The sequence below is a fragment of the Microcoleus sp. BROC3 genome, assembly GCF_036702515.1.
GTDB lineage: Bacteria > Cyanobacteriota > Cyanobacteriia > Cyanobacteriales > Microcoleaceae > Microcoleus.
In genome coordinates this window covers 21494-41483 of the sequence record NZ_JAUBTQ010000006.1, presented here as the reverse complement: position 1 = coordinate 41483, position 19990 = coordinate 21494, and the positions used below count along the sequence as shown (strand labels likewise).

14 protein-coding genes are annotated in these 19990 nt (G+C 48.2%); 13 read left to right on the top strand and 1 reads right to left on the bottom strand.

Annotated features, from left to right (window positions below):
• Positions 1-155: 155 nt before the first annotated feature.
• Positions 156-1154 (bottom strand): methionyl-tRNA formyltransferase, encoded by a 999-nt coding sequence (fmt, locus tag QUB30_RS05465; protein WP_333330234.1) that lies wholly within the window; start codon positions 1152-1154, stop codon positions 156-158.
• 405 nt (positions 1155-1559) lie between these two features.
• Here fmt and QUB30_RS05460 point away from each other — a divergent pair, with 405 nt between their 5' ends.
• From QUB30_RS05460 to QUB30_RS05400, 13 genes are all read left to right on the top strand, one after another.
• Entirely contained in the window at positions 1560-2510 is a 951-nt protein-coding gene (locus QUB30_RS05460; protein WP_333330231.1) for an RsmB/NOP family class I SAM-dependent RNA methyltransferase, read from the top strand.
• 64 nt (positions 2511-2574) lie between these two features.
• Positions 2575-3903, top strand: a complete 1329-nt coding sequence (locus QUB30_RS05455; RefSeq protein WP_333330228.1) for an ABC transporter substrate-binding protein — start codon at positions 2575-2577, stop codon at positions 3901-3903.
• Between the two features lie 558 nt (positions 3904-4461).
• Entirely contained in the window at positions 4462-6978 is a 2517-nt protein-coding gene (locus QUB30_RS05450; RefSeq protein WP_333330225.1) for an MASE1 domain-containing protein, read from the top strand.
• Positions 6979-7280: 302 nt separating this feature from the next.
• A complete protein-coding gene (locus QUB30_RS05445) occupies positions 7281-10994 on the top strand; it encodes a response regulator (RefSeq protein WP_333330223.1) in 3714 nt (1237 codons plus the stop codon).
• Positions 10987-11361: a response regulator gene (locus QUB30_RS05440; protein ID WP_333330220.1), complete on the top strand. Its 375-nt coding sequence runs from the start codon at positions 10987-10989 to the stop codon at positions 11359-11361. Before QUB30_RS05445 ends, QUB30_RS05440 begins: the two co-directional genes overlap by 8 nt.
• Complete coding sequence (locus QUB30_RS05435) at positions 11358-12416, top strand: adenylate/guanylate cyclase domain-containing protein (RefSeq protein ID WP_333330217.1); 1059 nt, start codon at positions 11358-11360, stop codon at positions 12414-12416. The genes QUB30_RS05440 and QUB30_RS05435 overlap by 4 nt, the downstream gene beginning before the upstream one ends.
• A 98-nt stretch (positions 12417-12514) precedes the next feature.
• On the top strand, positions 12515-13033 hold the full coding sequence (locus QUB30_RS05430) for a Ycf51 family protein (RefSeq protein WP_333184398.1): 519 nt from the start codon (positions 12515-12517) through the stop codon (positions 13031-13033).
• Between the two features lie 146 nt (positions 13034-13179).
• Positions 13180-14517, top strand: coding sequence for an ATP-binding protein (locus QUB30_RS05425; RefSeq protein ID WP_333330214.1), 1338 nt, complete (start codon positions 13180-13182; stop codon positions 14515-14517).
• The gene (locus QUB30_RS05420) at positions 14514-15890 is read left to right on the top strand and encodes a tetratricopeptide repeat protein (RefSeq protein ID WP_333330212.1); all 1377 of its coding nucleotides are present in this window, start codon (positions 14514-14516) and stop codon (positions 15888-15890) included. Before QUB30_RS05425 ends, QUB30_RS05420 begins: the two co-directional genes overlap by 4 nt.
• 146 nt (positions 15891-16036) lie before the next feature.
• Entirely contained in the window at positions 16037-16438 is a 402-nt protein-coding gene (locus QUB30_RS05415) for a type II toxin-antitoxin system Phd/YefM family antitoxin (RefSeq protein ID WP_333330208.1), read from the top strand.
• On the top strand, positions 16425-16766 hold the full coding sequence (locus tag QUB30_RS05410) for a type II toxin-antitoxin system PemK/MazF family toxin (protein WP_333330205.1): 342 nt from the start codon (positions 16425-16427) through the stop codon (positions 16764-16766). Before QUB30_RS05415 ends, QUB30_RS05410 begins: the two co-directional genes overlap by 14 nt.
• Before the next feature lie 374 nt (positions 16767-17140).
• Positions 17141-18343, top strand: coding sequence for a tetratricopeptide repeat protein (locus tag QUB30_RS05405; RefSeq protein ID WP_333330203.1), 1203 nt, complete (start codon positions 17141-17143; stop codon positions 18341-18343).
• A 79-nt stretch (positions 18344-18422) separates the two neighbouring features.
• Positions 18423-19946, top strand: a complete 1524-nt coding sequence (locus QUB30_RS05400) for a carboxypeptidase M32 (RefSeq protein WP_333330200.1) — start codon at positions 18423-18425, stop codon at positions 19944-19946.
• Positions 19947-19990: the final 44 nt, after the last annotated feature.

The window sequence follows — 19990 nt, the reverse complement described above, 5'->3', positions numbered from 1 at the left end:
GCCGTGTCCCTACCCCGATTAATTGTAGGGACACGGCACTGCCGTGTCCTGAGTGTGGGTAATATTAATTCCGATGCTACCGGAGTTGATATTACAGGATAATTTTGCTTTCAAATATTGTATGGCGGGCATCTTGCCGTCCCTAAATATACTATTTAACTCCCAAAAACTTCCCCTACAACCAACCGAGTTCCGTTGGCAAAATCCACCCCAGACTGCACCTTTTTCCCCGCCAACTGCACCTCCCGCAACAATAATAAACCATCGCCGGTTTGGACGATCGCACCTAAGCCCTTCACAACCTTGACAACTGCCCCATTTTCCCCCGATAACTCCGATAAAACAGGCCATTCGCGTTCCAAAACTCTCAAATCGGGCGGTAATTGCAGCCAATATTCCGGCCCCACGGGCACAGTAGCCATCACCTTCAGAGAATTGCCGCGAAAACTGGTTGTGCAATCCGGGAAAAAGCCCCTAACTTGATTGTGAAGCGCGATCGCACTTTTCGACCAATCCAGCACATAATCCGCACTCTTAATCATCGGCGCGTAAGTCGCCTCAGCCTCATTTTGAACAACAGCTTTAACTTCCCCATCCCTCAATTTCACCAAAGTTTCTATCAACAAATCCGCCCCAAGTTCCGCCAACCTGTCACCCAAAGAATCAGCATTATCCAAAAGCGTAATCCCCGCAAAAGCCTTCAACAGCATCGCCCCAGTATCCATGCCAGCATCCATCAGCATAGTAGTAATTCCCGTCGCCTTTTCCCCGTCAACAAGACAGCGCTGAATCGGCGCGGCACCGCGATACTTCGGCAAAATTGAACCGTGAACGTTAACGCAAGCCAAATTAGGAATATCCAGTATTTCTTGAGAAAGAATCTGGCCGTAAGCTACCACCACAAAAACATCGGCCGCCGCTTCCCGCAATTTGGCAATTGTTTCAGAATCTTTCTTGATTCGCTGCGGCTGCAAAACCGGAAGATGGTGATTTAAACCCGCCATTTTTACAGGTGAAGGCATCAATTGATTCCCTCTTCCCCGACGTTTATCCGGCTGAGTCACCACAGCCACTACCTCGAATTCGGGATGGCTTAGCAGACTGGATAAAGTAGGAACAGCAAATTCGGGAGTGCCAAAAAAGACAATTTTCATAGATTTTTAGTTATGAGTAAATAGTTATCAGTTATCAGTCATCACTTATAGCCTGTCGGCGTGAATTAACTATGAGTCCTCTCGATACTGTTTTGAACTGTCAAAACCAGAAATCTAAACCTCAAGCGGGTTTCTAGCTGCCCGTGCGTCCAAGACTCCAATAATGGTAGTTTCCTCCTAGATTATACACTTCGACAATAGTTCCGAGTTGTGCGATCGGCAAAAAGGCGATCTATTGATACTCCGGTGCAGCCCGACTCAAACCCTCACCAGCAATGGGTGTGATAGATGTAACAACATTTGCATCCCTTCTTCCCAAGTTAAATCTAACTGTTCTACACTAGGAATTATCATCTGATTTACCTGGTTAACTGCTAATCTCAATCTTATCAACTCTACCAGAACATGGAAAAACCGTCTAATCTTCTGCTTAAACTCAGCCGCAGCTTATTTGCAGACACCGCCGAACAAGAAAATTTTATTCACGCCGTCACAAATCCCCAACCTTTTAATCCTGCCATCTTGTGGTTGCAACCAAAACCTACAGAAAACCCATTTATTCTCGAACATCCAGTTAGTTGGCAACCGGAATTTGTAGATAGACTAGCCTTAGAATCCAAGCCCGGAAAACATTCTTTGCATCAAGCAGGACATTATTACTGTCTCGACTTTTCCTCAATCTTCGCCGCCTCCACCTTATTAACAATACCGCAACCAATCAAACTAATCTTAGATATCTGCGCCGCCCCCGGAGGCAAAAGCGTATTTGCCTGGAAAACATTAAACCCAGAATTCCTGTTGTGCAACGAAGTCATAGGCAAACGCATGGGAATGCTGATCTCTAATTTAAGACGCTGCCAAATTCTACCATCCGCCGCCGCTAACGTCGATTCAAAAATACTTGCCGAAAAAATACCACAAACTGCTAATTTAGTAATAGTAGATGCTCCTTGTACTGGTCAATCACTCTTAGCAAAAGGAGACAAAGCACCCGGCTGCTTTCATCATGTCACTATCAACAGCAATGCCAACCGCCAAAAAAGAATCTTAGCCAATTCTGCTAAAATAGTAGCGCCCCAAGGTTATCTGGCATACATGACCTGCACTTATTCAACCGCAGAAAACGAACAAGTCAGCGAATGGCTGTTAAGCAAATTTCCCGAATTTGGGCCAGTCACTGTTCCGCATTTAGAAAAATATCGATCGCACCTGACACAAATTCCTTGCTATCGGATGTGGCCGCAAGATAAACTAGGAGCCGGAGCTTTCACAGTTTTGTTTCAAAAGACCTCAGCAGGACAGACAAATCAGTTACCCGCAGATTTTCTAGAATTAGCCCGTTTTTCCAACCTCTAACGATCCGCGTCCATCCGCGTTCATCTGCGGTTAAAAAAACTTCTTCCCTGAATACAACTAAAAAATGATTTTATCCAAATTAGCCAAAGCCATCAAAATGCAACTAAAACTAGCTGCTTGCATTTTACTTATTTTAAATTTGCTAATATTAAGCGGCTGTAAAAACCCAGAAAAAAACAGCGAAAAAATCAAGATTACACTGTGGCACGGCATCAATCCCCCGCCCAATCGCGACGTTTTTAAAACCCTCACGGACAAATTCAATAAAACACATCCCGCGATCCAATTAGAACCAATTTACATCGGTCAGCCAGACCAACAACTGCCAAAAATTCTCACATCAATAGTAGGAAATGCGCCGCCAGATTTGCTCTTTAATGTTCCCACACTTGCCGGAAAACTAGCAGAACTCAACGCAATTCAACCCTTAGAAAAATGGCTAGACAAATCGCCCCGCAAAGCCGAAATCTACCCGGCACTCTTCGAGTCAATGGAACTGGGCGGACATACTTGGTCAGTTCCCCTAGCCACAAACAACGCCGCCATATTCTACCGTCCCAGCTTATTTAAAGCAGCAGGAATCAAAGAAGTTCCGCAGAATTGGGCGCAATTAAAGCAAGCAGCCCGATCGCTCACGCGAGACACCAACGGAGACGGCCGCACAGACCAACACGGCATAGTGCTCTCCCTAGGCAAAGGAGAATGGACAGTATTTACCTGGCTGCCATTCATGTTCAGCGCCGGCGGCGAACTCAAAGCCGCAACACCTCAAACTCCCGTACCCCAAATAGACAATCCCGGTTCTCGCGCCGCCTTGGAATTGTGGAGCGACTTGTTAAAAGAAGGTTCAGCAATACTGTCAGCGCCAGAACGCGGTTACGAACTCGACAACTTCATCGCCGGCAAAGTCGCCATGCAAATCACCGGGCCGTGGACGCTAGCACAATTGCAGCAAAGCCCGATCGACTACGCAGTGATGCCGATACCCGCCCTCAAACGCCCCGCAGCCGTCGTTGGGGGTGAAAACCTATTTTTAATGAAAACCTCCCCAGAACGAGAGCGAGCAGCCCTAGAATTCTTAGAATACGTTCTAGGTGAAGAATTCCAAACAGCATGGGCATTGGGAACAGGTTACTTGCCAATTAACTTAAAATCGAGACAGAGCAAAGCTTATCAAAGCTTTGTGGAAAAAAACCCTGTTTTGCGAGTATTTTTAGAGCAAATGAACTCAGCCAGAGCGCGACCCATTATTTCAGGTTACTCCCGCCTGTCAGAAAACCTCGGCCGCGCCATAGAAGCAACCCTTCTCGGCCGCAACCCCCAAGACGCCCTTAAAGAAGCTCAAGAGCGTTTGACACTAACCTTAGATACTGCAACAGCAAAAGGGAAATAGAGAAGGGAAAATATTTTTTTGTGCTGTAACTTCTCCGCTTTCACTGTATTCGATCGCAATACTTGAAGCCTCAATTAATTGGTCGAAAATCTAGTGAAAATAACTCCAGCCTGCACTTCTAATCAGAAACCCGGTTGCTTGCCCCGGAGTTACCTGAACGCAGAGATTTTACGTCGTTGTTATCGGTTTCTTAGGTATTATTGAGCATGGTGAAAAATGTTAGGGTGAATAGAGTTGCGATCGCCCCACATGAAAAAACACCGGCAGTCGCTCGGTAATAAATCTTTAACAAAAACCAAAAATCTACAGACCGAATCTTCAGCCATCACAGATATATTGGCAAAAAACGGATGCTCCCGAAATTCACGCACAGATGCGATCGCACAGCAAAAAAAACCGAACCCTCAACAGCGCCACAAAAAGTTAGCTCAAAAGGTTCTCCCCCTACCTACCACCCATGACCTACCATCACCTAATAGAAACATTTTCTCTACCCTGTGCCTGTCCCGTGCCACCTACTGAGACCCCAACCACCGTCCACCTTTTCCCGAAACGACAATGCAGACAAAGTTCCTTAACGCAATCAAAGGACATTCCTGGCGGTACTTCCTCGCAGTAGGCGCGATCGCCCTGGTCTACTATTTGGCGTCGCAATTCGCAATTTCCACGCTCACCCTGAGTTCAGAAATTTACCCGATGTGGCCAGCAGCAGGAATTGCCCAAGTCGCCCTGCTGCTGTTCGGGCGGCAACTGTGGCCGGGAATCGCGATCGGAGGCTTCCTGTTCAGCATGAGCGTACCGTCGGCCAACATCGGCACGGCATTGATCTCGGCAAGCGCCAGAAGCCTGCAAGCGTGGACGGGAACTTATCTGCTACAGGGCATTAATTTTAGCGCCAGGCTCGATCGGCTCAAAGACGTTTTAGGAATAGTCGGACTAGCAGCCTTGGGATCTACCTTGATCAACTCCAGTATCGGCAGTATCGTCGTGTGCCTGACCGGTTTATCTAGCTGGAGCGATTTTGGCACGATTTGGGGGACTTGGTGGGTGGGAGACGCTATGGGAATTTTGCTCGTCGCCCCGCTGCTGCTGACGTGGCAACAATTGCCCAAAGCCCCCACACGTCCCAAACAGATTGCCGAACGAGCGATTTGGCTGCTGCTGCTGCTAGCAGTCGGCTGGCTAGTCTTCTGCTCCCGCACCCGCGCCGCCTACGCCCGCTATCCCCTCGAATACTTACCATTTCCCCTAGTAGTTTGGGCTGCCTTTCGATTCGGCCAGCGCTACACGGCCCTCTCCAACTTCATCCTCTGCGGCTTCGCCATTTGGGGCATAGCCCGAGGCAGCGGCCCCTTTCTCAAACACGCCAGCAGCATCCCCCAAGCACTGTTATCCCTGCAAGCCTTCATCGCCGTCATCGCCGTCACCGGCTTAGTCTTAGCAGCCACCGTCGCCGAACGCCACCAAGCAGAAGCCTCCCTGCGCGCCAGCGAAGCCAGCCTCGCCAACGCCCAGCGCATCGCCCAACTAGGCAACTGGGACTTAGACCGCAACACCCAGCAATTGCGGTGGTCAGAGGAAATTTATCGCATCCTGGGAGAGCGGCCCGGCATTTTTGAACCCACCCTCGAAGCCTTCTTGGAATACGTACACCCCGAAGACCGAGAATTAGTCAAAACCTCGATCGAAGCCGCTTTATTTGAGCAACAGCCTTACAGCATCGACTACAGGCTCGTACTCCCCGACGGCAGCCACCGCTCAGTCTACGAACAAGCCGCCGTCAACTCCCTGTACATCACCAGCACCGTCCAAGACATCACAGACAGAAAGCGGGCCGAAGCCGCCCTGCGTTCTTCAGAAGAAAGATTTTCCAAGGCCTTTCACGCTTCCCCAGTCGGCATCAGCATCTGCACCCTCACAGACGGATGCTTCCTCGATGCCAACGAAAGCTTTTTGCGCTCATTAGGCTGGCTGCGGCACGAATTTATCGGCCGCACCGCCAACGACTTAGGGATATTTGTAAATTCAGAAGAGGGGCGGCGGCTAGCCCTGATTTTGCAAGCACAAAATTCGATCGGCAACCAAGAAATCAAAATTCGCACTAAAACCGGCGAAGTGCGCGACTGGCTGCTGTCAGTCGAACTCATCGACCTCGGCAGCACTCAGTGCGTTTTAATCATGACCACCGACATCACCGAACGCTTGCGTTCCGAAGAATTCCGCCGGGCCGCATTAGCCGCCGAAGCTGCAAATAGATCGAAAAGCATTTTTCTCGCCAACATGAGTCACGAACTCAGAACTCCCCTCAACGCCATCATCGGCTACAGCGAGATCCTGCAAGAAGACGCCCGAGACCTCGGTGCCGAAGAGTTCATCGACGACCTCCAGAGAATTAACACGGCCGGCAAGCACCTACTAGACGTGATTAAAGATATTCTCGACTTGACCAAAATTGAAGCAGGCCACATCGAATTCCACCTCGAAACCTTCACCATTTTAAATCTGGTTGAGGAAGTAGTCGCCACGATCGCGCCGATGGCAGACAAAAATAGCAATATCCTAGAAATACAATGCCCCGAGGATATTGGCTCGATGCAGACCGACTTGACTAAACTCCGGCAGTCTCTGCTCAACCTCCTCAGCAATGCCTCCAAGTTTACTTGCTCCGGCGCGATTACCTTCGCCGTTACCCGGTGCGTCGAAACCCCTGCCGAGGCTGCCAACAAAGGCAAAAAACTTGGATCGTCGTATAGAGGAGGCGGCCAAGCTGAAAATAGCTTGTCTCTCTTATCTTCGGCTCAAGATTGGATCGTTTTTACAGTCAAAGATACCGGCATTGGCATGAGTCCCGAACAGTTAGCCAGAATCTTCGATCCTTTCACGCAAGCCGATTCTTCAACTACTAAAAAATACGGCGGCACTGGCTTGGGGCTGACGATTACTAAGAAATTCTGCGAAATGATGGGCGGAGACATTACCGCCTTCAGCGAGTTGGATAAAGGTTCTACTTTTACAATTAGGCTGCCAGCTATTTTCACCGACTTTTCGGTTGAGAGCGAAATGTCTGATAAATAATAATTTATTGACATTTCTTTTCCAGCGTTGCCAATTTTATTAACCTCCGCAATTTGCTGAGTATTTCGCTATCAGGTAGGGAGATTTTGAACATATAGCCAAATCAATAAAGCCGTTAGGATATAAATATAATTAGCGCACTTTTAAAGATTTTGGATAGCAGAGATACTCGATAGGCTTTTCGATAAAACCTAGGATTTGCTCGATCCCGTACTTTTTGACTAACTGTATAGGGGCGTATATATAATACTATTAATTAAAAAGATATACTGTAGAAAGTTGCCTACAAAGCGCCAGAAATTATGCATCCCCACCTCCAGCGCCAACTCGAACAGCTCGGTTTAGCCAGCGAGTCTCCCCCTCCCACTGCCGAGCAGTGGCAGCTATTCTTAGAGCAGGTAAGTTGTAGCTACGACGGAACTCGGAGCCAGCAGGAACCGCTGCTGCAAGCTTGTTTGATCTCCCAGTCGGTGGCGCAGCAGGATTTTGCCTCCTCGCCCGAGTCCCCTCAAGACTCTCCAACAGCTTCAGAATTCGATCGACTGCGGGGAAGTGTCAACAGTTTGGGGGCGGGATTGTGTATCCTTGACGCGAAAGGGTTTGTAATTTCGGTGAATCCAGAGGCCGAACGCTTGCTGGGGTGGCGAGAGTCGGAACTTGCAGGTGTTTCCCTGCTAGAGCGCATCGGGAAGCAAAAGAAAGGCAAGAAATTCGCACTTTTGACAGACGATCCGAAACAGTCGCCCAGCAACAATGAAGATGCGGCGATCGCACCTACATTAGGTTTACAAGAGGCGATCGCCTCCGGTCAACCTTGCAGCAATTGGGACGACGAGTTTTTGTGTCGCGACGGCAAGATTTTACCCGTTTCCTATTTTTTCCATCCCGCAGTTGAGGGCGGCGAAATATCAGTCTTGGTGTTTTTTGACATGAGAGAACACCAAGAACCGCTCTCGATGCTGCAAGCAGTTCTAGAATCTACAGATGCTGGAATTCTCGCGGTTGACAGCAACGGCAATGTATGCAATTACAATCAGAAATTTGTCGAGATGTGGGGTTTGTCCGCCAGCCCGGGAAAGTTGAGCCGATCGACCTTTGGCACACTCAAAAAACCGATCGACACAGGATTCCCCTTCGTCAGGGAACAATTAAAAGACCCCCAAAGATTTCTCCAAAACGCGATCGCAGTGTCGGCAGATCCAGATACTCAAATCCGCGAATTATTAGAATTTAAAGATGGAAAAATTATCGAATTAAATTCGTTACCCTCAAAAGTCGGAGCGCAGACAGTCGGCAGAGTCTGGAGCTTTCGAGACGTTACCGATGGCAAAAAAGTAGCACAATCTTTGGAATATCGAGTAAAATTCGCTCAGTTAATTGCCAGTTTGTCAACCAGTTTGATCGGCCAGCCCTTATCAGAAATAGACACAAGCATCGATCGAACTCTCGAAGCGATCGCCACCTTCACCGGCTTTAACCGCAGTTACATCTACCTGTTATCAGAAGACAAAACCCGCGCCGACAAAACCTACGAGTGGTGCGCCGGCAGCATTCCGGCAATCAAAGACAGCACCGACAAACAAATAGACATCGCACAAATCCCTTGGATCGCAGAAAAACTCGATCGCGCCGAATGCCTCTATATTCCAGAAATCGGCGAACTCGCGCCCCCAGCGATCGCCGAAATTGCCTATTTGATCCGTCAAAATCCAGTCCAATTCCAGACAGAATCCCCATCCCAAACAGCCAATCAAACAGCAATCGCCTCAATACCTTCAATTGGCGCTTCCCTAAATAATTTAGAATCAAAAAAACAGCTCAAAAATATCCAATCGCTGATAATTATTCCCCTAATTTGTAATAAAAACCTAGTAGGATTTCTCGGATTCGATGGCTTAAAGCAAACAGCAGGTCGAGCAACCGAAATATCGACACAGCTAAAAATGATAGGAGAAATGCTCGCCCATGCCCTAGAGCGCAAGCGAGCAGAAGCAGCCTTGAGACAAGCCGAAACAAAATACCGCAGCATCTTTGAAAACGCAGTCGAAGGCATATTCCAGACCACCCCAGACGGGCGCTACCTCAGCGCCAATCGCGCACTAGCCCGCATTTACGGCTACGAATCCTCTACCCAAATGCTCGCGGAACTGGCAAACCTCAACCGCCAAATTTATGTAGACCCCAAGCGACGCGCCGAGTTCGCAGCCCAATTGGCCGCGCGCCGCCAAGTCTCAAAATTTGAGTCCCAAATATACCGCCGAGACGGCAGCACGATCTGGATTTCCGAAAACGCCCGCAGCGTCTGCGACGAAACCGGCAGCGTTTTGTACTACGAAGGCACAGTCCAAGACATCACCGATCGCAAACAAGCAGAATCCGCCATGAAGTCGGCCCTAGAAGCAGCAGAATCAGCCAATCGGGCAAAAAGCACATTTCTCGCCAACATGAGCCACGAACTGCGAACACCTCTGAATGCCATCATCGGCTACAGCGAAATGCTCAAAGAAGAAGCCGAAGAATTGGGCAGTTGCGAATCCGTCCCCGACCTCGAAAAAATCTGCAGCGCGGGCAAACACCTGCTGTACCTGATCGACGACATCCTAGATATCTCTAAAATTGAAGCAGGCCGAATGGATCTCTACTTAGAAACCTTCGACATCCATGCCTTAATTGACAGTGCTGTCGCCACGGCCAGACCGCTGGTCGAGAAAAACGGTAATACCCTAGAAGTGTACTGTCCAGACAACCTCGACACCATGCACGCGGACATGACCAAAGTTCGGCAAGTGCTGCTGAACCTGCTCAGCAACGCTGCCAAGTTCACCCAAAACGGGAGAATTGCGATCGGAGTGGAAAGAATTAAAAATGAACCATTAAGAATGAAAAATCAAGAAGAATCTTCCCAAATTTTAATTTCCAACTCCGAATTTTTAAGTTTCCGCGTCGCCGACACTGGTATCGGCATGACAAAAGAGCAATTGCAGCGAGTTTTCCAACCTTTCACCCAAGCTGACGCCTCGACTACCCGCAAGTACGGCGGCACTGGTTTGGGACTGGCTATCAGCCAGCGCTTCTGTCATATGATGGGTGGCAGCATTGAGGCCAGCAGCACCTTGGGCGATGGCAGCACTTTCACCGTACTCTTGCCCAGTGCCATCAAACACCCCGAAATCCCCAACAAAGTCCGCGACAGCACTAGCCCTCCGGTCGCCCCCGCTGTCGGCACGGTGCTGGTAGTTGACGACGACCCGATCTCGCGGGATTTGATCCAGCGCGCCCTCGCTCGCCAAGGACTGCACATAGAAGTCGCCGGCGGTGGCGAGCAAGCTCTCCGGCTCGCTAAGCAACTGCGGCCAGACGCCATTACCCTCGACGTGATCATGCCCGGAATGGACGGCTGGGCGGTACTCTCAGCGCTGAAGGCAGATCCAGATCTTGCCGAAATTCCCGTAATCCTGCTATCCTTTGTTGGCAACAAAAGCCTCGGCTTTGCATTGGGTGCCTCGGACTACCTCACCAAACCAGTGGACGGCAAACGGCTGGCTGCCTTGTTGAAGAAGTACCGACGCGACCAAGACGGCGTTGCAAGTAACAATTTGACCTGTCAGATTCTAATTGTGGAAGACGACGTTGCCACGCGGGAAATACTGCGACGCATACTAGAAAGACAAGGCTGGGCCGTAACGGAAGCTGACAGCGGGCGCGCTGCTCTCTCTCAGCTAGAAATTGCCCGACCGCATCTGATCCTGCTGGATTTGATGCTGCCAGAAATGGATGGTTTTGAGTTGATCGGCGAACTTCGCAAATCGTACTCTGGAGATCCAATACCGATTGTTGTGCTCACGGGGAAAGACCTAACACCGGCCGAAAGCCAGCAGCTAAACGGTTGTGTCGATCGGGTGCTACAAAAGGGAGTCTACAGTTGCGATACTTTGTTGCGCGATGTTCGCTCTATAGTGAATGACAGGTTCGATCGCAGGTACGACTCGAAAGGCAAGGAGAACACCAATGGCTAAAATCCTGTTGGTCGAAGATAACGAAATGAATAGGGATATGCTTTCCAGGCGTCTGGCCCGCAAGGGACACGAGGTCTTTATTGCTGTTGACGGTGCTGAGGGGGTGTCGATGGCGCTCGCCAAAGTACCGGATTTGATTCTGATGGATATGAGTCTGCCGGTTCTCGACGGGTGGCAAGCAACGCAGCAAATTAAGGCGGCTCCTGAAACTAGCAGGATTCCGGTGATTGCGCTGACGGCTCACGCCATGGCGGGCGATCGTGAAAAGTGTCTGGCCGCCGGCTGCAACGACTACGACACCAAACCGGTCGAGTTTCCCCGACTTTTGAGTAAAATTGAAACGCTTCTGAAAGAGGCTATGACATGAAAGGTGACGAGGGCAGCGTGCTGGTTGTTGACGACAATGAGGTAAACCGCGATTTGCTGGCCCGCCGACTTCAGCGTCAAGGCCACGCGGTGACTGTTGCTGAAGATGGTCTCCAAGCTCTGGAACTGTTGCGAAGAGATCCTTTTGATTTGGTTCTTCTAGACATTATGATGCCGCAAATGAACGGCTATCAGGTGCTGGAAAATCTGAAGGCGGACGAGAAGTTGCGCTACATCCCGGTGATTATGATTTCGGCGGTGGACGATATCGACAGTATCGTGCGGTGTATAGAGTTGGGGGCGGAGGATTATCTTTCAAAACCGTTCAATCCGGTATTGCTCAAGGCTCGGATTAGCGCTTGTTTGGAAAAGAAGCGGCTGCGGGATAAGGAACAGGCGTATTTACATGAGTTGGCCCAGGAAAAGGAAAAGTCCGAGCGTTTGCTGTTAAATATTTTACCGAAGGCGATCGCGCAGCGCCTCAAACACGGGGAAATTACGATCGCAGACAGTTTCGCTGAGGTAACAGTGATGTTTGCCGATTTGGTCGGTTTTACCAAGCTTTCGGCTCATTTATCGCCGGCTCAGTTGGTGGAGTTGCTCAACGAGATTTTTTCGGCTTTTGACGAGTTGGCCGAGCGCTACGGACTTGAGAAAATTAAGACGATCGGCGATGCTTATATGGTGGTTGGCGGTTTGCCGACGCCCAGCGACGATCACGCCGAGTCGATCGCCGAAATGGCGCTGGAAATTCAAGCAGCAATGACTAAGATACGTACCAAGGGAGGTCAGCCGCTCAGCATTCGCATCGGCATCCACACAGGCCCGGTAGAAGCTGGGGTAATCGGTACTAAAAAATTTACTTACGATTTGTGGGGAGATACGGTAAATACAGCTTCCCGGATGGAATCTCAAGGCGTCCCCGGCAGCATTCAGGTGACAGTTGCTACCTACGAGCGCCTGCGGGGTAAGTACGTTTTTGAGGAGCGCGGTGTGATTCCAGTGAAGGGGAAAGGCGATATGATGACTTATCTGCTTGTGGCCCGAAACGCTTAATTAATCATTGGGCATTGGGCATTGGGCATTGGGCATTGGGCATCGGGTATCGGTAAGTAATATCAACAGTCAACAGTCAACAGTCAACAAATCATCAAATGAACGTAAATTCTAACCTTTTAATGTACGCCCAATGGGCGGGAATTCTAACAGTAGCCTTGGCTATTCTAACTGTTATAGCATTTATCTTCAAATGGGGTTTTCGCTTCCGATTGGTAGGAGTGACAAGCTTTATGGGCGTGATTGCTGCGAGTATATTCGGTCTCGGTTTGGGACTGTTTTCCCGCACAGAAATTCCCGGTGCAGTTCGTTATTCTTTAGTTTACGATACTGGCGGCGCTCAAACAGTAGTTACTGTGCCACCTACGATCACCGAATCGGAATTAGAAGCAACGATGCGGCAAGCGGCTGCGGATTTGTACTCTCCAGGGCGCTCTGGGCGGGGCAGAGACTACATGACCATCCGGGTTCGTACAGTTGTACATCCTGAACCTGGGCTGTCGCAGCCGCTGTTTTTGGGCGAAGTGAGGCGATCGCTCGCGACTCGTGATGACGACAAAATGGCGATCGAAATCTTCCCCGAAAAAGTCGCAATTTTGAAAAAATACCAAGCCTAAAAGTAGTGATTGTTGGGTGCGCCATGTGCACCCAGCCTTTTGCATAGATTCGATCGCTCTTCTTATAATTATCTGGGTTTATCCGTGTTCATCTGCCTTAAATCTGCGGTTGAGCCTATAAAAAACCAAAATACTAAAAAAAATTAATGACTCAAAATACAGAAAAACTACTAAAAGACCTCTACAACGCCTTTAACCCATCTTCTCCTTTACCAGCAGGCGACCCGCAATATGTTGACTGTGGGGAAGTGCGAGGAGATGACAATATTACCCTAGACTTGGGCCTCAACATTGAGCGTTCAGAACCGATGACTTGCCAGTTGTATGCAGGACATCGCGGTGCTGGAAAATCAACGGAATTGCTGCGGCTACAGCAACACTTGAACAACAAAGGTTATTTTGTAGTTTATTTCGCCGCTGACGCGGAAGATATCAATCCCGAAGATACTGAATATACAGATATTTTGCTAGCTTGCACCAGACACTTATTAGAAGCAATTAAAGAGGCTGACTCCAAGCCTTTGATCAATTGGATGAAAGACCGCTGGGACGATTTAAAAGATTTAGGGCTAACAGAAATATCTTTTGAAAAATTGAGCTTAGAGGCGCAAATTAGTCAGTTTGCCAAGTTGACGGCGAATGTGAGAACTCAACCGAGTCTGCGCCACAAAATCCGAGAAAAAGTTGAACCCCAAACACAAACGCTGATTGATGCGCTAAATGAGTTTATTGGCGATGCTAAAAAAAAGTTGCCCAATAAATATTCGCAACTGGTAGCGATTGCCGATAATTTAGACCGGATTGTGCCATTTTCTGCGACAGACGCAGGAGGACGCAGCAATCTAGACCAAATTTTCTTAGACCGCAGCCAACAACTCCAAGCTTTAGATTGTCACGTGGTTTACACTGTACCGATTTCGATGGTGCATTCTAACCGCGCTAATGATTTAAGCGATAAGTACAATACTCCGCAAGTGCTGCCAATGATTCTGGTACAGAATCTAGATGGTAGCCCTCACCAACCGGGACTTGCTAAAATTAAAGAGTTGATTAAGAAGCGGGTGGAAAAAATAGATCCAAATCTATCTTTAGAAACAGGATTGTTTGATACAAAAGAAACCCTAGAACGGCTGTGCTTGATGAGTGGAGGTCACGTTAGGGATTTGATGAAGATGATGCGAGAAGCTGTGAATCAAACACAGAATTTGCCAATTACTGCCAAAGCGACCCAAAGAGCAATCACGAAAGAGCGGAATGTCTACCGCAAAACTCCCGGACAAGATGAATGGTCAATTTTAGCAAAAGTCTCTATTTCTCACCGGATACTTAATGAAGAAAAGCACCGCAATTTGCTATTTAACCGCTGTATTTTGGAATACCGATATTTTGATGATGAAGGAGAAATGCAACCTTGGTATGATGTTCACCCGCTAATTAAAGGCATTCAGGAATTTAGGGAAGCAGTCGCTCTACTTCAGCCATGAAACCAGAAGCAATTGATTGGGACAAAGATTTGCCACCGGCAGAACCGGAGGAAGAATATCTAACTCTGGTACGCACTCTCAAGCGGACAGATGGCTTTAACTTGTTGTTTGTGGAGTGTTCGCCGGCGGAGGGAGAACGCTGGATTGCTAGAGCTAAAACAGATATTCCGCAGCAAAATATTGAGGTTTTGCTGCTGAAGGAATCGGTTTATGATTTTTACAATCTAATTGAAGAGTTGCCAAATCGCGATCGCATCAATGTCCTATTCGTCCAAGGTTTAGAATATTCACTTTATGAATACGAACAAAAGAAAAAGGATATCGGCTGGGAAAGTAAGGATATTTACTCTTACAGTTGGCGGGGAGTGCCGCCTGTTTTAATTAATTTAAACCAGCAGCGAGAACGATTTCGAGATAATTTTAAAATCTGTTTTGTCTTTCTGTTGCCTAAGTTTGCTATTGATTATTTTATTCAGCGGGCACCTGATTTCTTTGATTGGCGGTCGAGTTTATTTAAGTTGTCTATGGAGAAAACCTCGCTGCAACTAGAATCCATATTAGCTTGTCTGGAAAGATGGAATTTAGAAGAATATCTAGCTTTGACTTCCGAAGAAAGGAAACGGGAATTAGTGAGGATTCAAGCTTTAATTGATGAGGATGAGCAAACACCCGAACAAAAAGCTGATTTGTTTTTTGAACAAGCTTTATTGTATCGCTCGGCTGAAGAATATGCAAAGGCGATAGCCTCCTACGACAAAGCCTTAGAAATCAAACCAGATAAAGACGAAGCCTGGTACAATCGGGGCATTGCACTGGGTAATTTAGGAAGATGGGAAGAAGCGATAGCCTCCTACGACAAAGCCTTAGAAATCAAACCAGATAAAGACGAAGCCTGGTACAATCGGGGCAATACACTGGGTAATTTAGGAAGATGGGAAGAAGCGATAGCCTCCTACGACAAAGCCTTAGAAATTAAACCAGATCAACACGAAGCCTGGTACAATCGGGGCATTGCACTGGGTAATTTAGGAAGAGGGGAAGAAGCGATAGCCTCTTACGACAAAGCCTTAGAATTCAAACCAGATGATGACGCAGCCTGGAACAATCGGGGCATTGCACTGGGTAAGTTAGGCAGGTGGGAAGAAGCGATCGCCTCCTACGACAAAGCCTTAGAAATCAAACCCGATTTCGACAACGCATTTTATAATAAAGCTTGCTGCTATGCGTTACAGAGTCAGATTGACCAAGCAATTCAGAATTTGCAGCAAGCCATCAATCTGAACCCTGACGAATACCGAGAAATGGCAAAAACTGACTCGGATTTTGACAGCATTCGATCGCATACTCGGTTTCAATCCTTGATTCAAGAATAGGGATTTGCCCTTGGGCGGGGCGGGTTTATGAGATTGTCGGTTTGAGGCAATTATTGTTGGTAAAACCCGCCCCTACAGCATCAAAAACACTTTTAAACGAAGCTAAGGGACACGATATAATAGGATAGTTAATAGCGAGGTAAAAGATGACTCAACTAAATGTCAATCTAACCAATGACAAATTTCCCGAACTCATCGCCCGCGTTGAGGATACTGGGGAACGAATTGTCATAGAACAGGAAGGAAGAGCGATCGCTGCTATCATTACTTATGCCGATCTGAAGCGACTAGAAGCACTAGAAGCCGCCCTAATTCACAAAGCAAAACTCGAAGAATATGAATGGCTAAAAGCTGCGATCGCAAATCCAGCCTTTGATTCTCTGAGAGACTCAGCGGAAGATATCTACACTTTAGCTGATGGCTTGCCCTTCCACGACCGTGAATGGATTAAAACAGTAGCAATCGAGCCGGATTTTGGTTCTATCCTAGACCCCGAAGAAGACATTTATACCATAGCTGACGGTAAACCATTCCATGACCAAGGGTAAGATTTTCCTAGTACCGTTCCCCTATGATGATTTATCGGCTAACAAACTGCGTCCAGCAGCTTGTTTGACTAACCCTTTGGGAGCGCGACGCCATGTTATTCTTGCTTATATTACAAGTCGCTTGCCCACAAATCTACTGGAAACAGATATCGTATTAGAAGCATCTCATCCGGACTTTCAGGCTTCGGGGCTGCGGGTGCCATCTACTATCAGGCTGCATCAACTGGTAACTGTTTCTACAGTGGTTGTTCAGCGTGAGTTAGGTGAATTGTCATCAGATACACAGGCTCAAATTGCTGAAAAGCTCTACAATTTGCTAAGTCAGTGATCGCCGATAGGTGAAACTTATATCAGGACTTACGCAACTTTTAAATTTTTACACTACCCGTAGTAATAAGGGCCGCAATGCACTACAAATAGGGTGGATATGTAAGCCCTGTTATATCTTGGATGAGGTTTGTCACACCTGAGTACGATCGCCCTTTCCTCTTTTCTACGCAGTCATATAAAAAAATAGTATTAATCTATACCTACAAATCCAAGCTCTAGAATTATAATGAAAAAAATTGAAAAAGCTCCCAAATTCCTGTAAAATTGCCATAAATAACCCAATAGGATCGATCCAAAGCACTCAAACGCGAAAAAGATCGCATATAAAAAAGAAAAGAATCAATTAGATAGAAAATAAAGAGGTGAAACCCCTTGCAAAAATTAGCCAGCATAGAAAAGCCGCTCGACTCAGGGGAAAAATCCATAGCAGTCAACACCCAAAAGGCTCAAACATTATACGATCGCGGCAACGCCCTAGAAGCAATGGGACGATTCCAAGCTGCGATCGAATCTTGGGAACAAGCGATCGAACTTGAACCAAAATTTTATGAAGCCTGGTACAACCAAGGCGTAGCCCTCAAAAAAATGGGCCAGCTAGAAGAAGCGATCGCAGCCTACAACAACTCCCTAAAAATCAAACCCAACAATCCCGAAGCGTGGTATAATCGGGCCAACGTTTTGCGGAAGCTCAACAGACTCTCAGAAGCGATCGCATCCTACGAAAAGGCGATCGCACTCAACCCCAGCTACCCCGAAGCTTGGACGAACCGCGGCAATACCCTCGTCAACTTAGAAAAATTTTCAGAAGCGATCGACTCCTACGACAAAGCCATAGCCATCAAACCAGACTACTGCGAAGCTTGGTACAACAAAGCATTTGCCCTGAGAAAATCCGACCAAAATACAGCCGCGATCGCCTCCTTCGACAAAGCGATCGAACTCAAACCAAACTTGCATCAAGCCTGGTACAACCGCGGCTTAGCCCTAGCCGATGAAAAACTCTACCCGGAAGCCATCGCCTCCTACGACAAAACCCTGCAACTGCGGCCGAATTCCGCCGAAGCCTGGAACAAACGCGGCACGGCGATCGCCCAAATGGGACATTTTGAAGAAGCGATCGCATCTTGGGACAAAGCCCTCGCACTCAACCCAAACGACAGCGAAACTTTTTACAACCGTGGCTTAGCCTTCGCCAACTTACAACGCTTTGAAAAAGCAATAGCCTCTTGGGACAAAACCCTAGAGTTGCAGCCAGACAACACCGAAGCCTGGTACAACCGCGCCGTCGCCCTCAAAAAAATTCAACGATTTACCGACGCGATCGCCTCCTACGATAAAATCATCGCACTCAAACCCGACGACCCCAACCTGTACTATCAAAAAGCTTGCGTGTACGCCCTGGAAAAACAAGCAGGCGAGCTCACAAACAGCCCCGAACTTGTAGCCACCAGCATCCGGCTGGCGATCGAAAACTTATCCAAGGCGATCGAACTTAATCCCCAGAAATACCGGAAATTGTGCAAAAATGACTCTAAATTGCTTACAATACGGGAAGAAGTGCGGTTTTTAGCTTGATTTCAGGGTAGCTATGATTGATGGATACGGATGCCGCACTGCAACCTTTGTAGGCAAAACAGCACCATAAACCCCAATCATGCAAACCCTAGACAAAACTCAAGCAAAATTCGCTCAACTGGCAGCCCACCTCAGAGAAGTTAACGACATCGAATCAGCCTCGTCGCTGCTGCATTGGGATCAATCAACTTATATGCCCCCCAAAGGTGCAAGTGCCAGAGGCCGCCAGTTGGCTACTCTCAAACAAATATCCCACGAAAAATTTACAGATCCAAAAATAGGTGAACTCCTAGAAGACTTGCGTTTCTACGAACAAACCCTCCCCTACGACTCCACCGCAGCCAGCCTGATCCGCATAGCGCGCAGAGACTACGATCGCGCCGCCAGAGTCCCCGCAACCTTCATGTCAGCACTCTGCCGGCACCAAGCCGACTGCTACGAAGCTTGGGCCGCTGCCAGAGCAGCCAACAACTTCGCAGCCGTCGAGCCGTATCTCGAAAAAACCCTAGAATTAAGCAGGCAATACGCTGACTTTTTCCCCGGCTACGAACACATCGCCGATCCGTTGATCGATCGTAGCGACTACGGCATGAAAGTATCGCTGCTGCGCCCGCTTTTCGCCCAACTGCGTCAAGAATTAGTGCCGATAGTTGAAGCTATCACCTCCCAACCACCGGCCGACGACTCCTGCTTGCACCAAAATTTCCCAGAATCCCAGCAACTAGAATTCACTCGCAAAGTCGTAGAACGCATGGGGTACGACTTCCAGCGGGGACGGCAAGACACCACCCTGCACCCGTTCATGACCAACTTCTCCATAGACGACGTGCGAATTACCACCCGCGTCTATGAAGACCACTTGGATCAAGCACTCTTCAGCAGCATCCACGAAGCCGGACACGCCCTCTATGAACTCGGAAATTCCCTGGAATTTGAAGGCACGCTTCTGGCAGGTGGCATTTCCTCCGGGGTTCACGAAAGTCAATCGCGACTTTGGGAAAATCTGGTCGGGCGCAGCCGCGGTTTTTGGGAATGTTTCTACCCGCAACTCCAAGGCATATTTTTGCGACAGTTGGGACACGTATCCACTGACGCATTTTACCGGGCAATTAACAAAGTCTCGCGATCGCTCATCCGCACCGATGCCGACGAAGTAACCTACAACCTCCACGTCGCCATCCGCTTTGACCTAGAATTGGCAATGGTAGAGGGAAAACTAGCAGTGCGAGACCTCCCCGAAGCCTGGAACGAACGCTATAAAACCGACCTCGGCGTTGTCCCCGCTACCGACAGCGAAGGCGCGATGCAAGATGTTCACTGGTATGTTGGTACGATCGGCGGAATGTTCCAAGGTTACACCCTGGGCAACTTGATGAGCGCCCAATTCTACGAAACAGCAGTAAAAATCAATCCTGAAATTCCCGTAGAAATAGAACAGGGCAATTTTACCGTACTCCACGACTGGCTAAAACAAAACATCTACCAGCACGGCCGTAAATACACTGCTGTTGAATTGATCGATCGGGTTACAGGTTCACCTTTAACTATCGATCCATTTATCCGTTACATTCGCCACAAATACGGGGAGTTTTATGTCATTTGAGGGATAGCAACTTCACTTTGCAGACTTTAACATTACAAAAAAAG